This window comes from Herpetosiphon llansteffanensis (genome assembly GCF_003205875.1).
GTDB lineage: Bacteria > Chloroflexota > Chloroflexia > Chloroflexales > Herpetosiphonaceae > Herpetosiphon > Herpetosiphon llansteffanensis.
In genome coordinates, this window is sequence record NZ_PUBZ01000054.1 from 60,642 (window position 1) to 76,239 (window position 15,598).

Annotated in this window: 15 protein-coding genes; 13 read left to right on the forward strand and 2 right to left on the reverse strand. The window is 45.5% G+C overall.

Going from position 1 to position 15,598, the window contains the following annotated elements; translation table 11 throughout:
- Window positions 1-12: 12 nt before the first annotated feature.
- A complete protein-coding gene (locus C5S61_RS03450) occupies window positions 13-3,114 on the reverse strand; it encodes an SAVED domain-containing protein (RefSeq protein WP_110513713.1) in 3,102 nt (1,033 codons plus the stop codon).
- 103 nt (window positions 3,115-3,217) lie between these two features.
- Here C5S61_RS03450 and cas10 point away from each other — a divergent pair, with 103 nt between their 5' ends.
- From cas10 to cmr6, 6 genes are read left to right on the forward strand one after another with little or no spacing between them, the layout of a single operon-like run.
- A complete protein-coding gene (gene cas10 / locus C5S61_RS03455) occupies window positions 3,218-5,134 on the forward strand; it encodes a type III-B CRISPR-associated protein Cas10/Cmr2 (RefSeq protein ID WP_110513714.1) in 1,917 nt (638 codons plus the stop codon).
- Window positions 5,134-6,324: a type III-B CRISPR module-associated protein Cmr3 gene (locus C5S61_RS03460; protein WP_110513715.1), complete on the forward strand. Its 1,191-nt coding sequence runs from the start codon at window positions 5,134-5,136 to the stop codon at window positions 6,322-6,324. The genes cas10 and C5S61_RS03460 overlap by 1 nt, the downstream gene beginning before the upstream one ends.
- Window positions 6,324-7,613, forward strand: coding sequence for a type III-B CRISPR module RAMP protein Cmr1 (gene cmr1, locus C5S61_RS03465; RefSeq protein WP_110513716.1), 1,290 nt, complete (start codon window positions 6,324-6,326; stop codon window positions 7,611-7,613). Before C5S61_RS03460 ends, cmr1 begins: the two co-directional genes overlap by 1 nt.
- Window positions 7,613-8,515 carry a type III-B CRISPR module RAMP protein Cmr4 gene (cmr4, locus tag C5S61_RS03470; RefSeq protein WP_110513717.1) on the forward strand — a complete coding sequence of 301 codons (903 nt, stop codon included), beginning with the start codon at window positions 7,613-7,615 and terminating at the stop codon, window positions 8,513-8,515. The genes cmr1 and cmr4 overlap by 1 nt, the downstream gene beginning before the upstream one ends.
- On the forward strand, window positions 8,512-8,916 hold the full coding sequence (locus C5S61_RS03475; RefSeq protein WP_164689205.1) for a type III-B CRISPR module-associated protein Cmr5: 405 nt from the start codon (window positions 8,512-8,514) through the stop codon (window positions 8,914-8,916). The genes cmr4 and C5S61_RS03475 overlap by 4 nt, the downstream gene beginning before the upstream one ends.
- Window positions 8,916-9,920 (forward strand): type III-B CRISPR module RAMP protein Cmr6, encoded by a 1,005-nt coding sequence (cmr6, locus tag C5S61_RS03480; RefSeq protein WP_110513719.1) that lies wholly within the window; start codon window positions 8,916-8,918, stop codon window positions 9,918-9,920. Before C5S61_RS03475 ends, cmr6 begins: the two co-directional genes overlap by 1 nt.
- A gap of 53 nt (window positions 9,921-9,973) precedes the next feature.
- Here cmr6 and C5S61_RS03485 read toward each other — a convergent pair whose 3' ends face one another.
- A complete protein-coding gene (locus C5S61_RS03485; protein WP_110513720.1) occupies window positions 9,974-10,531 on the reverse strand; it encodes a pyridoxamine 5'-phosphate oxidase family protein in 558 nt (185 codons plus the stop codon).
- A 137-nt stretch (window positions 10,532-10,668) separates the two neighbouring features.
- Between C5S61_RS03485 and C5S61_RS03490 the strand changes: the two genes are divergently transcribed.
- From C5S61_RS03490 to C5S61_RS03520, 7 genes are all read left to right on the forward strand, one after another.
- Complete coding sequence (locus C5S61_RS03490; protein WP_164689206.1) at window positions 10,669-11,175, forward strand: DinB family protein; 507 nt, start codon at window positions 10,669-10,671, stop codon at window positions 11,173-11,175.
- 141 nt (window positions 11,176-11,316) lie between these two features.
- Window positions 11,317-12,093 (forward strand): ArsR/SmtB family transcription factor, encoded by a 777-nt coding sequence (locus tag C5S61_RS03495; protein ID WP_110513722.1) that lies wholly within the window; start codon window positions 11,317-11,319, stop codon window positions 12,091-12,093.
- Window positions 12,094-12,202: 109 nt separating this feature from the next.
- Window positions 12,203-12,703 (forward strand): DinB family protein, encoded by a 501-nt coding sequence (locus C5S61_RS03500; RefSeq protein ID WP_164689207.1) that lies wholly within the window; start codon window positions 12,203-12,205, stop codon window positions 12,701-12,703.
- 156 nt (window positions 12,704-12,859) lie between these two features.
- The gene (locus C5S61_RS03505) at window positions 12,860-13,648 is read left to right on the forward strand and encodes a hypothetical protein (protein WP_110513724.1); all 789 of its coding nucleotides are present in this window, start codon (window positions 12,860-12,862) and stop codon (window positions 13,646-13,648) included.
- 20 nt (window positions 13,649-13,668) lie between these two features.
- Entirely contained in the window at window positions 13,669-14,157 is a 489-nt protein-coding gene (locus C5S61_RS03510; protein ID WP_110513725.1) for a hypothetical protein, read from the forward strand.
- 577 nt (window positions 14,158-14,734) lie between these two features.
- Complete coding sequence (locus C5S61_RS03515; RefSeq protein ID WP_110513726.1) at window positions 14,735-15,229, forward strand: hypothetical protein; 495 nt, start codon at window positions 14,735-14,737, stop codon at window positions 15,227-15,229.
- Window positions 15,201-15,596 (forward strand): hypothetical protein, encoded by a 396-nt coding sequence (locus tag C5S61_RS03520; RefSeq protein ID WP_110513727.1) that lies wholly within the window; start codon window positions 15,201-15,203, stop codon window positions 15,594-15,596. Before C5S61_RS03515 ends, C5S61_RS03520 begins: the two co-directional genes overlap by 29 nt.
- Window positions 15,597-15,598: the final 2 nt, after the last annotated feature.

The window sequence follows — 15,598 nt, forward strand, 5'->3', positions numbered from 1 at the left end:
GTGGGCTAGGCTTTAATTCTGTTTAATCAAGCACGAAGGAATATATTCAGCCCGATCATTCATAAATTCATAGCATTGAATCGGCGTACACGCATTTAATTCTTGGCCAACGAAGACCGCCAAAGCCACTGGCAACGCATAGAAGAAATGCCAAACATTACGGCGTGACATTGTGTCGCGATGGGTGCGCAATAATTGGCCAAATTGGTTGGCAATTGCTGAAGCCGAGCGACCATCGTCGCCAATGGTTACTGCGTTAAATCCAGGTTCAGTTACGCTATAGCCAAAAAACGGTAAGTCCGACAATTCATGATCTTCAATATATTCTTGAGCCGCAAAATATACATTCCGCGCTACACTTAAACCGACAATCGCGTCTTGTTTAGGATCAGCAATTGTTGGCAGATCAAGCTTTGGCAGGCTTTCAGCAGCAGGGTTATTATGATTCTGCCACCATTCAGTTGTTTGCAAGTCAAACGAGGTTTTGGCCCGTTGTTCATAGGCCACTCGTAGCTCAAAATTAGCAGTGCTAGAGAAAACCGCCCCAAACGCCATTGCCACCGACAAACGACTATTCATTGGTCGAATAGCAAGTCGTTTGGCTACTGAGGTATTTAATACTTCACGTAGATCATATAAGGCCTGCATTAACGACTCCCAATCAGCAGGTTCAAAACCCAATTTACGCGTATCAATACAAAGAAGTGCAGGTTGATCATATTCTGCTTGTTGATAGCTAAAAATATCGATATCGAGAGATTTTTGCGAATCCCAATCTTCAAGGAATGGTTCTAATACATCTTCTAAGATTGTTTTAGCTAATTGATTAGGCATTAATGTAGAATCAAGCAATTGAACTTGTTCAATATACTTACCAAAAATCTGCTCAAGTTCACCAAACATGAAGCTATTATCAACAAGATACAGCTGATGAGAAGCATCTGCATCAAGGTAGTCAAGATACGGCTGAAGCGCTGATCGATTCGTTCTTAAAAGTTCAGTTCCAATCAGCGCTGACGCAATTGTAAATTTGGTTTGGCTATGGAATTCTTGGGCGGTGTTGGCTCGAATAACCCGCAAACCACGTAGTTGCAACTGGAGCGCGATTGGATCGAGCGTTGGATGTTCATCAATCACCAGCCACATGCTTGGCACAAGCTCCGGTTTCGGTGCGAGGTTCGCCGCTGCCAAAGGCGACAATTGGCCTTCGATGTGGGTAATTTGGGCATTAGTTTCGCTCATTTGGTTAATTAATTGCAATGGAGCTGCCATCAACCCACCATACTGGGCCGTTTGCAACTCCAGAGTAGCCTTATTGCGCTTATAGACCGCTAATAGTTGCAGAAGATGTTCTTGATCAGTCAACAGAAACTCCTTCTTTAGAGCACGAACAATACGAAACCCAAGATTAGGTAATTGACGATTAGCAATGTTTGATTCTAATGATAAATCCTGAGCTTTTACAGTATCTGCAATAGATAATTTATTGTCCTGAGATTCATGAACTACTTTAGCAAAAGACTGATGCGTATCCCGTATTTGCTGCAATGACTCACGAAATGAACCTCCTGCCGTGTAGAAGGATAAAACATCAGCATTTTCAGAATTTGTTGAAGTCCACTCCCAAACATTTCCAAAGATATCAAAGACTTCTACATTTTCGTGAAGCCCAGAAAAACAATTTATACAATATGGATAATCAAATAATGTTGATATATCTTTGAGTTGCATTAATTTTGATGGATCATTAATATCTGGATACTCATGATCCATCATATTGATCCATTCTTCTAGACTTAGTAAGCGAATTTCTTCAGTTGAATCGAGCCAACCTTGCTCATTTCCTTTATTACTTAACCAGTTACAATATGCTTCAGCTTCGTAGTAAGAAATTCCTACAACAGGCTGTAGATCATGATTATAGCCGTAGTGAAACCAATACTTTGGATAATTCCACAATCCAATACTACCTCTCTCAAATAAAGCTTTATCTTCAAAACGAACTTGTTGCTCCTTTAAGAATACTTTCCCTTTTTCTGACCAAAATTGCAGTTTATTATATGCATTATCATCAATAAAGCGCTTGAAATCGGCATTTGATATTAAGTATCTTGAAATAGAAATATTATTTGTATTAAATAAATAATTATCAATTTGTTCTTTCTTCAATTTAATCTCATTAATAAAATATATTGGAAAAATTTTAATATAATTATCGCTAAATAAAAAATCATCTTTCATAAAGTTACTATATTCAACCATCAATGAATAATTTCTTGCTAAAAATGAACTTTCATCAGATATATTCTTTATATTAATAAAAATATTATTCTTTATAATAATTTCATATATATCTTTATTAATTAACATCCTTGATTCTATTGACTCACTATACAGTAATTTATATAAATAATTATTATCTTTCGATTTGTATATAATATATTCAATAAATATCTTATTTAAATAGTAAACATCATTTATTTCTTTAATAAAATTAAGTTCTTCTGCCAATTTCAGCAACTTATTTACTTCTTTTTTAATAATTTTCGCTTTTCTATTAACTATATCTACAATATTGCCTTCGGTATATTCGTAAACTACTTTCTCAGAATCAAAATATAACAAATTAACAAATTCAATAATCTTATCTATAATTTCTTTTTTAATAAATCTATCTATATCTATATTCTCAAATAGTACACTATAATCATCACTTATAATCTTAATATCATTTCTACAGTGTATTAAATTATCAATAACTAAATCATAACATTCATAATATTTTCTATTATTAGTTCTTATAGAATCATAGTAATAAGCAATATTAATATCCAATTTATTTAGCATTAATAAATATTCACTACTTATTTCAATAAAATATATCTCTGAATTTACATCAATTTCATCTATCTTATTAATTTTAAATGAATATAATTGCGATTTTGTTTTATTAATTTCATCAATTTCGTTGATAATTGAATTATTTAGTTGTATATCTATATTTATTCCAAGTTTACTTCTTTGAAGTTCATACACACGAAGATTATTTTCATGAACCCGCAATCTATCCTTAAGATTCTGTATTTCTTGTTGAGTCATATCCATATTAGCCATACGCTAACATCCTCTAACTAAACCAAAAAACAACTCTTGCCTAGCATGGGGTTGCATTGCTATAATAGCGCAGAGTTCCCCGTTTGCCTAGAGGAGTGTTGCAATGAATCGATCGCTGTTGTTGATCGCCCTAGGGCCAGTTCAAGAATTTATTGAGCAGGCACGGCGTACCCGCGATGTTTGGTTTGGTTCGTGGGTGCTCAGTCATCTTTCTAAAAAGGTCGCCCAAACCCTGCCCCGCGAAGATTTGATCTTTCCTACCGGCAAGAGCCTTGATTCATCAGATAAACGCCTCAGCTATAGCAACCAAATTTTGGCGATTGTGCCTGATGCAAAGACAGCCATTGCCCAAGCTCGGGCAGCGTTTGATCAAGAAATTAACAGCTTCGTCGCTCAGCTAGATGCGTTACTTAAAAAAGATCAGCAAAGCATCTACAAGCATTATCCTGAGATAGATAAACCAGATCAAATTAAAGCCCAGCTAGTTGATTTGTTTGAATTCCAATATGCTTATGTCGAGTTTCATCTTGATCAGGAGTATGCTCAACAGCGCAAAAAGCTCTATCAACTCTATACGGCACGCAAAAATACCCGTAATTTTAGTTCAATCACTTGGGAGCAGACGCTGCCTAGACATGAACGTGAGCTAGAGTTCCCGCGCAATCAACGAAAACCAACCATACGATCAAATAAATCATCGCTTGATGGTTGGCGTACATTTGTAACCAATGGTGAGAAATCGGGCGAAAATCTCTCAGCTGTCGATTTGCTCAAACGCGAATTAAAACCACATGATATTGATACGACCTATCCCGAAGGGCTTGATGATTTTCCCAGCACGTCGCACATGGCTTCGCTAGCATTTGCCGAACATATCAATCAAAGCCCTTTGGCTCGTGAAGGTTGGGATCGCTATATCCGTAATCTCCGTAAAAATAATTATCCTTTCAGTGAATATTTACCCAAAGGCGAGCGATTTAAGAAAATTGCGCTCTTCCCTAATACTGAAGAACATGAACGTTTATTTGATGGTTCTATTATTTTTGAATCGCGATTGGGTGAAGATTTAAATAATACTGAAGAGAATAAACAATTACTTAAAGTTTTCAGGAGTTATCTTAGCGAATTTATTGCGGCTTATGCTAAAGATAAAACTCCACCTAGCCCTTATTATGCGATTATTGCCGCCGATGGCGATAAAATGGGCGATTTAATCGATTCAATTACCGATGTACAAATACATCGCGATTTATCCAAGGCCGTTACATCTTTTGCCCAAGCAGCAGCTCAGATTTTAGAAGAAAAATATCAAGCGGCGGTTATTTATGCTGGTGGCGATGATGTGCTCGCTTTATTGCCATTACATACGCTTTTGGAAGCTACCAAAAAAATCAGTGATCTTTTTGTCGAATATATGAAACCCCTAGCAGAGCAACAGGGTGTTAGTACACCAACGCTCTCGGTTGGCGTGGCAATTGTGCATCACCTTGAAGCCTTGCAAGATTCGCTGCAATTGGCCCGTAAAGCTGAGAAAATTGCCAAAAAGCCGCGTAATGCTTTGGTAATTATTCTGAGCAAACGGAATGGCTCCGATAAAACTATTGTTGGCAAATGGAGTACTTCGTTTCATAAAAACTTAACAGCGCTGGTTGATGCTCATGCTCAGCATATAATTCCTGATGGCTTTATTTTTGAGCTGGATGAATTACTTAAACGATTTGATTTTAATCTCATCAACGATCCAGCAGAACGGCAACAAACATTAACTATTATCGAAAGCGAGACTAAGCGAATTTTAAAACGCAAACAAACCCAGCACGCTGGTCAAGCTCTATTTTTGACCGATGAAATTGTGACTCAACTTCACAATATTATCGCGTATTGTGCTGCGCACACATCTAATACAGCAAAGCCAGATCAATATTTGCGTGATTTTATTGCCATGAATTTGGTTGCCCGCGAGCTTGCCACGGTTCAAGCCTTATTTGAAGCGGCGCAGAGCCAAGGAGTACCCCAATAATGCCACTTGATCTCTGGCTGATTCAGCCAATTAACTCGCTCGTTGTTGCCGATGGTCGGCCATTTGAAAATCAACCAGGTTCGCGGGCGAAAAGTCTCAACTTCCCGCCGCCTTCGGTCACCGTTGGCGGGTTTCGAGCGCGGGCGGGGGTCAAGGCAAATTTTGATTTTTCAGCCAAACTAAGCGATCTCCAATATGCCAATCTCATGGCGATGCAGGTACGCGGGCCAATCTTGCTCAAAGAATCGCTTGATCTGTTGATTCCATTTGTTGCAGCGCCTGCTGATGCCTTAATTCGCCAAGATGGGGCAGATGTTACCTGCTATCGTTTACAACCGCTTGATCCAAGCCTTTTTCCAAGCAATCAGACCGATCTTGGCAATCCACAAAATCCTGATCAGCCGAGCTTTGCTTTGGTGGGGAGCAAGCAGGAGACCAAAGGCAAAGCTCCGGCCAATTTGCCACGCTTTTGGAATTGGGATGGCATGTTCTTGCCATGGTTAATGAATCCACTTACAGGTCCAATTGACCTCCAACAGAAACAAATTGATGGTCAAATACTCGATTTAGTCCGCGATACCCGTACCCATGTGGCGATCAAAGCCAGCACCCAAATTGCTGAGGATGGGCGCTTATTCCAGACCCAAGGCTTGAATTTTCATACCCTTGAGGCGAGTTACAGCTTAGGGCTTTGGGGCGAAAATCCAATCGAAACCGCAATTGCCAGCCTTGGAGCCGAGCGGCGCTTGGTAAAGTGGCAACAGCCAACAACCCCAATCTCGCCGTATTTTACAAGCATCCATCCAGCTATTTTAGATGCTATTAAGCAAGCTAAACGCTGTCGGATTGTGCTGTTAACGCCAGCAATTTGGGATAACGGCTTTTACCCAAGTAGCTTGGCTAGCTTTGGCTTGCCAATCGAGATTGCAGTTAAAGCTATCGTCAACCCTCGCCCAGAATATGTTTCTGGCTGGGATTTGAGAGAAAAGAAACCAAAAGCAACCCGCCGCCTCGCGCCCGCTGGAACTGTGCTGTTTGTTGAACTTGCTGGTAGCGAGGATGCGATTGAGCAATGGGCCAGCCAATTCTGGTTTAGCAATAGTAGTAGCGACGACCAAGCTAACAACGATGGCTTTGGCTTAGCCGTGTTGGGGACGTGGAACGATGGCTATTTACAGGAGCTAGCATAATGTTTAATCGTAAACCAGCAGCAGGCCCACCCAACATTGGCAACTCAAAGCTTGAAACGCTTGAGCGCAGCTACCGTTTAATTACGCCCTTGATGGGAGGCGGAGTTAAGGCTGGCGAGAACGATCCGAGTTTGCTCATTCGCCCCAGCAGCATTCGCGGCCAATTGCGTTTTTGGTGGCGGGCCTGTTTTGGTGGGAGTAATACACAAGCTGATAGTCAGCGCCTGCTAGAAGATATGTTTGAGCGCGAAGCAGCAATTTTTGGCCAAGCTGCCAATAGTCAATCGAGTGGGGCTTCAGCAGTGCAGGTTGAGGTGCAGGTAACCAATATCGGCAGCCAATTTCGCGCAACAACCAATCGTGGCCAAGAAGTACGAGTTTCGGCCATGAACTCGCCATATGGCTATGCAGCATTTCCATTGCAAGATAAACCAAATGCGACAGTACGTGAGGGTATCGAATTTCAATTAACCCTACGCTTTGCAGATCCTGAACTCCGCGCTACCTTAGAAACAGTGTTGTGGGCTTGGCAAACTTTTGGCGGCATTGGCGCACGCACACGGCGCGGCTTTGGGGTCTTGCAAGCGCTCGATAAAACCGAAGATCGCTTTGCGTTTCGTAATCGAACTGAGCTACAAAACCAGATCAACCGTATTATCGGCGACCGCATCCATTGGCCCAACGATGTGCCGCATCTCGCGCCAAATATGCAACTACGTTTAATCAGACCAAAGCCGAATCAGACGGCCTTAGATATTTGGGCCGATTTGCTCAAGCGCTATAAAGACTTCCGCCAACAGCGCAATGAGGGCAATCAAAACCGCCCAGGTCGTAGCCGTTGGCCCGAGCCAGATGCCCTGCGACGGCTAACGCGCCAATACTCGCGCCTGCATGAACGGCCAATCAGCGAACTTGATGCCTTTCCACGTGGCGAATTTGGCTTGCCAATTATCTTCCATTTTAAAGATAGTGATGATCCAGCAGACTCAGAACTGCGGCTGCAAGCAAACCCAACAGCGAGCCAACAGAAAGGCGATCGCTTTGCTAGCCCAATGCTGCTCAAACCAGTTGCCTCCAATGGTCAGCTTTTTGGCTTGGTAGCAGTGCTTGAGGGCAGTAGCCTTGATGGACGGCAGGCCATTATCAAACAGCGCCGCATCAATACTGCACCAGTGAATATTCGGCTAGAAGCCAACCAAATTGGCACCATCGTAGATAAAAATCGTCGTCCTTTGCTAAACAACCAAAGTGTTATTACCAGCTTTCTTGCAACGATAGAGGAACAATAATGCAAACTCACCTCATTTTTGTGCATGCACTTTCGCCAATTCACGCTGGCACTGGCCAAAGCGTCGATGTGATTGATATGCCGATTGCGCGCGAAAAAGCCACTAACCTGCCTTATATTCCTGGCTCATCGGTCAAAGGTGTTATTCGCGATGTTTATGCCGACCTAGAAAAGCGCAAGAGCGTTTTTGGGACAGAAGAACAAGCTGGCGATGCGATTTTTGCTGATCAACGCCTGTTGTTGCTGCCAATTCGCAGCTTATATGGCACATTTGCTTGGGTAACCTCGCCCTATGTGCTCAACCGCTTTGCGCGCGAAGCCAAGACCTGCTTTGACGATTCCAACCCAATCCCAACAATTAGCTCAGCTGCTACGACCAGAAAAGATTCTAGTGACCCAAAAAAGGGTCATGCTATTGCATTAGTGACCAAACAAAGTGTCTTGAGCGCAAACGACACTGTGTATTTAGAGGATTTGGATATTCCGGCTAGCGCTAATCCTGATGGCAATGCTGCTGATGCATGGGCACAATGGTTAGGAGCAACCATTTTCAAGCACGATGACCCATGGCAAACGATTTTGCAAGAGCGCTTGTGTATTGTGCACGATGAAATTTTCAACTTCTTAGTAACGACAGCCACCGAAATTACTGCCCGCATTCGGCTTGATGACAATACCAAGGTCGTAGAAAAAGGTGGCTTATGGTACGAAGAAGCCTTGCCTGCTGAAACAATCTTAGCTGGAATTGTGGCGATCAACGATCAAAAGGGCAACAAAAATACCGCTGCTGTTGATGCAGCGCTGGAGCAAGTTGCCCAACAAAACCTGATTCAATTTGGTGGCAATGCCACAGTGGGGCGCGGGCTATGCCGTCTAGCGTTGGTCAAAGGAGATCGAAAATGAGCTTCTTAGAACGCCAAACCCTTGAGCAACGCTATGCCACCAAGGTTTTTGAAAAAGCCAATACCTATAGCGATAAATCAAAAGATGTACGCACCCGCTATGGAAATTTAGCCTTCAGCTTGCCGATTATGATTCGCAGCGCTGGGCTGGTTCAAGCACTGCATTTTGCCAGCACCCGCAAAAAAGCTGAACAAAAAGCATTTTTAACTGATCTCGCCCTCGTGTTAGGGTTTGATAATACCCAACATTTGCTTGATACAAACCGAAATGCCTCAATTACTGAATACATGCAACTGACGCGCAAAACCTTGGCCGTGCTAGTGTGGTTCAAGCGGTTTGCCCAATCGATCCTCGATCTTGAGGCCAGCGAGGCAACAGAGTTAGATAACGGGGGAGAATAATGCGCCGACAAGCATTAGCCACCATTAAACCAGCCCCAACCACCCATTCAGGGTTATGGCTTGATCGATTTCTGCAAGACGAAGGTGGAAATGAGGATGCCAAAACCAAAGCTAAGGCTAGCTTGGTTGAGCAAGTGGCAGGTCTGCAAGTTCCAGCGCTCTATACGCATTTTTACAATCGCTGGGCAATAAGCCTTAAACAAGCTGCGGCAACATGCCGCACCGCCACGGTACAAGGGCGCATGATTGTAGGCTTGGGCAATACCAGCCCAATCGAAACCTCAATCTGTTTGCATCACACCTATGGCGTACCCTATATTCCAGGCAGCGCAATCAAGGGCCTCGTCGCGACCTATGCGCGCCAGCAGCTTGGCGACGATTGGGCCAAAGGCTCAGAAACCAAAGCCGAAACTCCATTAAACGCCTACCAAACCATGTTTGGGCATCCTGAAAGTGCTGGCTATCTGACGTTTTTTGATGCCTTGTATATTCCCAATAGCAGTCAGCCCTTGGCAATCGATCTGATGACTCCGCATCATATGAATTATCAACAGGGCAATTCGCTTCAAGCGCCTACAGACTTTGATTCGCCGAATCCGGTGGCATTTTTGAGCGCAACCGGCAGCTATTTGTTTGCAATTGGCGGGGCTGAAGCGTGGGTAAACGCAGCGTTTGCAATTCTCGACAAAGCCTTGATTGAGTATGGCATTGGCGCTAAAACCTCCAGTGGCTATGGCCGTATGAAGCTAGAGCCACCACCACGCGATACCAACCAAGATGCCTTAGAGCAATTTTTGGCTGATTTCAATCGGTTGAGGCCTAATCAATTTGCTAGCCAAATTGGCCGCTATATCCAACAGTGGAGAGAACTCGGAGGTATTAAGCAAAAACGTGAGGCTGCCGAAACCATCATTAAAATGGCACGGGTTGTTATGCGTGAAAAAGATTTACTCACCAAGCCATGGTTTAGCGAATTAATCACATTTATTGAGCAACATTCATAAGCATTCATGGGGCCACAGGGTAATAGCATGTGGCCCCATCTTTTAGAACACTATTAACCAGCCTCAGTTGCCAAATGGGTTGGCAAGCCATCGATACTGGCCATATTTTTCTCGGCCCGATAATCGACTAAGCCTTGCTCGCCTTTGGCTTCGGCCCAGCGCAAGGCTGTATCGCGTTGACCAACCAAATCCATTAAGGGCACGCCAAAACCACACGATGTTTGCACACGCTCGACCTCAACCACGACAATTTGGCGAATGCCTGGGTAAATGGGAAACTGTGCAAGTTCAGTTTCCCATTCAGCCATCATCGGCAGAATGACCCGCCCTCGGCCATATAAGCGCAGAATGCGCGGCGCGCCAGTAAAAGCGCAAAACATCAAGGTAATGCGGCCATTTTCTAAGACATGGGCCGACGTTTCATTGCCACTGCCGCTTACATCGAGGTAGGCCACCTGCTGCGGCGAACGAATCCGCAGGCAATCAAGGCCTTTGGGCGAGAGGTTGACATGGCCAGCAGCGGCAAGCGGAGCGCTGGCCACAAAAAATAAGGGTTGCTGCACAATAAATGCTTGCAATTCAGCAGTTATCTCAGGATGCAATTTTGCCATGTTGGCCTCCATCAACGAGCGAATCAACAATCAGGAACATCATACGCTATCAGGCAATTGGCAGCCTCTGCTATTGGTATGGCTTATGCCCTATGATTAATCGCACGGACGAACATCTGCATTTTCAGGAGGCGCACATGGATAGCATTTGGAAAATCAGCATTTGGCAACAATATGGGGCCGCGCTTGCGATGCTGGATGATGGCATAACGCGCTGCCCCGACCAGCTTTGGACGCTCAGTTTATGGCACGACGCTGATGATCAACGCTATGGCCAATTTTGGTTTGTGGCCTATCATACCCTTTTCTGGACGGATCTGCTGCTGACTGGCACGATGGAAGGTTTTGCGCCACCGCCGCCATTTATTCGTGGCAAGCTGCCTGATCAGCCTTATTCCAAAGCCGATGTTTTGAGCTATCTCGCAGTCTGTCGCCAGCGCTGCCAAACGACGATTGAAGCCTTAACTGAAGCCAAAGCCAAGCAAATCTGTGTGTTTGAATGGATGCAAATTAGCTTTCTTGAATTGATTTTCTACAGCATGCGCCACATTCAGGAGCATGCCGCGCAGCTCAGCTTGGTGCTTGGCCAGCAGCATATTCCAGGCGCTGATTGGATTCCGCGCGCAAGCGCCAACCATGCGTAATCACACCGCATAGCTTGATAGCGGCCCTAACCTTGCGGGCCGTTGGGTGTTTTAGCCACGATCAAGCAATTTCGCACAAAGGTTTCAATTTGGTCTAAAAAACACTTGACATGTGACCATTTAGTCACATATAATACAGCTATGGAACAAGAACTTGTCTTTCGAGCCCTCGCCGACCCAACCCGTCGGCAGCTGCTCGACCTGCTGTTTGAGCGCGATGGCCGCACGCTCAAAGAGTTGGAGTCGGCAATGCCGATGACGAGGTTTGGGGTGATGAAACACCTGCGCGTACTTGAAGAAGCTGGACTGATTGTGACGCGGAAGGTGGGTCGCGAGCGCTTGCACTATCTCAATCCCGTCCCAATCCAGCTTATTTCCGACCGTTGGATGAACAAATATGCCGCCAACCGAGCGATGGCACTGATCGATTTGAAAATGGCACTTGAAGGAGGAAGTAACAGCATGACCAGTGAAGCAAAACCAAAATTAGTCTATCAAACGATTATCAAAGCTTCGCAACAACAAGTGTGGGATGCAATTACCAAGCCTGAGTTTACGAGCCGCTATTACTATGGTTGTACAGTTGAAACGACTTTAGAGGTTGGTTCACCATTCAACTATCAACGCAGTAATGGTGCGCCAATCGTTGAAGGCGAAGTGTTGGTGGCCGATGCGCCAAATCGCTTGGTGCATAGCTACCATTCGCTTTGGGCACCTATGAACGCCGATGCACCAACCAAAGTCACTTGGGAACTTGAAGCCATGCCCAATGGCATTACCAAAGTTACGGTTGTGCACGAAGATTTCGAAGGCGAAACCGCAACCTACCAAGGTCTCAACAGCGGTGGCTGGACGTGGATTCTCAGCAACCTTAAAACCGTGCTGGAAACCGGCGATTCGTTGCCAGAACAGTATTAGGAAGTAGCAGCGGCACGACTGACGAGCTTTCATGTTTCACGCCTCAGCGGCTCTCGCTTTGCGAGCCGTTGCTGGCGTTTTAGGCTTTCTTCGTTGGGGGATTGATACAATGTGGATTATTGACCAAAGCATGCTCTGGCGGCAGTTTGATCGTGCAATTACCAACCTTGAACAGGCTATTCACAATTGCCCTGAGCACTTGTGGGAAACCCAACTCTGGCCAGACGAGCAAGATCAATGGGTTGCAGCCGGATTTTCCAACTTTTGGTATCTTGCCTATCACACGCTCTTTTGGATCGATCTCTATTTAACTGGCACTGAAGACGGCTTTATGCCACCAGCGCCGTTTGCGTTGGTAGAAATGCGCGACAATGAGAGCTTGCCGCGTACTTATACGCCCAGCGAGTTGCTGGGATATTTGGATCATTGCCGCCAAGCCACCCAAAGCACAATCATGCATCTCAGCACCGAACAAGCTCAGCGTCGCTGTTCGTTTAGTTGGGGCGAAGTGCCATTTGGCGAGTTGCTGATCTATACCCTGCGTCATGTCCAAGAGCATGGAGCGCATTTGCATATGTTTCTTGGCCAGCAAGCTCGGCGCGAAGCCTAATTTGGGCATAACAAAAGGGCCGTTGCTTTTCAGCAACAGCCCTGGTTGGTGAGCCGGGTGGGCAGCCAACCACCAACCTGTAACTTCACCATGCCCCAAATATGGACTGCGTATCGAACCCCACTGGTCAGAAACGTAGCATATTAGGGGCATTCTATGTTAGAGCAACATAACCGGCAATCCATTAAATCATTGATCATCTTTGGCAGCGGCGCGGCTTACGTCCTATCCATTGTCATGATGGAAGTGCTTGTAGGCTTTGCCTTAGGCGATATTAGTGAATCACTCATTATGCGTGGCTTAGTAGGCATTGGCATTTTGGGCACTTTCATTAGTGCCTGCTTGATTCCACTCGCATTGCACTACTGGCTAGCGCCTGGCACCCAATTCATTGTGGGCATCCTCTTTTGGCTGGTTGATATTGCGGTGCTGGCAATCAATGCTACCACCAGCTATCAACTGATTAAGAATCTTGAGTTGTCTAGCTTCTTCACCATGTGGCAATTAGCGATTCCCTTCATTGGCCCAGCTATCACCATTCTTGGCTGGGGCTTGGTATATCTGGCCGATGATGGCCAAAAGGATCGGCAATCGGATCGGTTACTTGAAACCTCAAAACGGGCCTTGATGCGTGAAGCTGAATATGCGCGGGTCAGTGCCGAGCATGAATTTGCTATGCGGCAAATTGCGCAAGTGAAGCAATCGCTGATGATGGCATTACAAGCCAGCGATATTGCGAAGGTTGCCGAGCAGGGCGCGTATAACTCAGCGCTGCAAATCACCCGCCAAATTGTTGGGCTGCCATTGAATAGCCCAAATCCAACCGAGCCAATTCAAAGCCAAACCCATGATCAAATTGACCAACCGCAGGATTTACATTTTGATACCACGCCCATCATTTATCCCAATAGCGACGGATATGCTGATCAACCAAAAAACGATTAGCGCCAACGATTGATACCGATGTGGTGCAGCCTGACACCAGCTGCACCACACCCCAATCGTTGGCCGATCTCCCACTGACACTAGCCAATGAATCAACTGACACTATCGTTTTTGCAACTGACACCAATGATTTTGAACAATTACCGCTGCTCTTCGACGAATTCAACATTCTCGAATGGCGCAGAGAAATCAAAGAACGGGGCAAGTATTGGCAGTGGCGCAAAGGCAGCGGGGATTATCGACCATCGCGGTATGGTGGCACCTTTGACCAACTTGATGATGAACGGAAGGCCCAATATGCCGTCAACAAACACATCTACGGACGAAACCGAGCAGCCCAAGCCCAAGAAAAAGAAAGTGACACCAACGAACCAAACCAACCAGCGGTACAAACCAGTGACACCAGCCGAAGCGCTGGAGATGCTGCGCAGCGCCATAGTGTATTGCCAGATCAGCGGCGTACCATTGAAGTTCAACCAGAATCAAGCCGGATTACGCCTTCAGCTTGATGACGTATTTTTGGATGGTGTTCGATTCATTCATCGACCAGTGACACTAGCCAATCCTACAGTGACACCAGTTTCAAAACCGCAAAAAAGAAACTGACACCAAATTCCGAAAATTTCGGAATTTGGAAAAATGTGGGATATGTGGGATATGTGGGATAAAGTCATGACTTTTCAAATCTTTTATTGTTCCCACTGTGGTACGCCGTTGGGTTTCATTCCGCATGATGGTTTTGCATTAATGTGTGGGCTTGCCAGCATCACAACCACCACCCCAATCACCTGTGGAGCCTGCAAGAACCAAACGGTCTGGTATGCACCAAAGCGGCAGCGACGCAAAAAGCAACGACTAGGGATCGTTAGGCAAACCACTTGACGATTGAAAACAAATGTGCTAAATTCTTAATACATTTGCATATCCGTTCGTGATGGCTGGCTTGATGATTGTCGCTGGTATCACGCTCACGAAGAAGCGGCTCGTGTTAGTTCCTTGGGAACTAGCGCGAGCTTTTGCTTTTTAACCCATCTTCTACCGGATTTCGATTCTGGCCTTGCGTTTGTTATTTTCAAGGATCTCCCAATGGCCGAGGCTGAACAAGCAATCAAATTGATTAATGGCAATGGCCTTATTGGAATCCTGATAGTGCTGTTGTTTTTTCTAAGTCGATCAGCGGTCGCAAGCAAAATTTGGGATTGGTTTGTCTCGTGGTTCAATCCCGAACGTGCTGATGCCAAGCAGAAGGCTAAGCAAGATGCACAAGAGCGTGAATCGCGACTACGCCGCGAGGAACTTGAGCTTCTTTCGCATGTCTATGATGGCGAGTTGCTCGATGCCTACAAGAAAAATACTGAGGTCAATACCCAAGCCGTGATGACCATGCAAGCGATTCAGATTGAGCTGCGGGCATCCCGCCAAGACCTTGATGATATGAAGCTGGATATTGCAGGTATCTATGCCTACATCCGTCAACCCCAGCTGAGCCGCGAACGCCGGAACCCAACCCAACCAAATCAATCATTACCAACAAATCAGGAGGGTAAGCCCAATGCTCGTAACCATCAACGCAATCGCTAACGCCATTGTCCCTGTGCTGCTTTCGGTCATTTTTGGCATTTTGGCCCATTCAGCTCCAGCGCTGATCAAACTTGGCACGGCATTCATTAATTCCAAGCTGACCGAACATCAACAAGCAGTTCTTTATGCCGCCGTGAAGGTCGGCGAACGGGCCGCTGCTGCGCAAGGCTTTACCCCTGAGAACGCATGGGAATCGGCCAAAGACGTTGCGGTCAACGCTGCCATCGAGTATGCCAAGCGGTTTGGCATCTCCCTCGACCCAAAAACGCTCACCCCGTTGATTGAGGCCGAAGCGGCCAAGCAAGAGCGCCTTCGGCCAATGGTGATTGATAGTTCGTTCGTGCCGGTTGTGACCGACGGAGTGTAGCC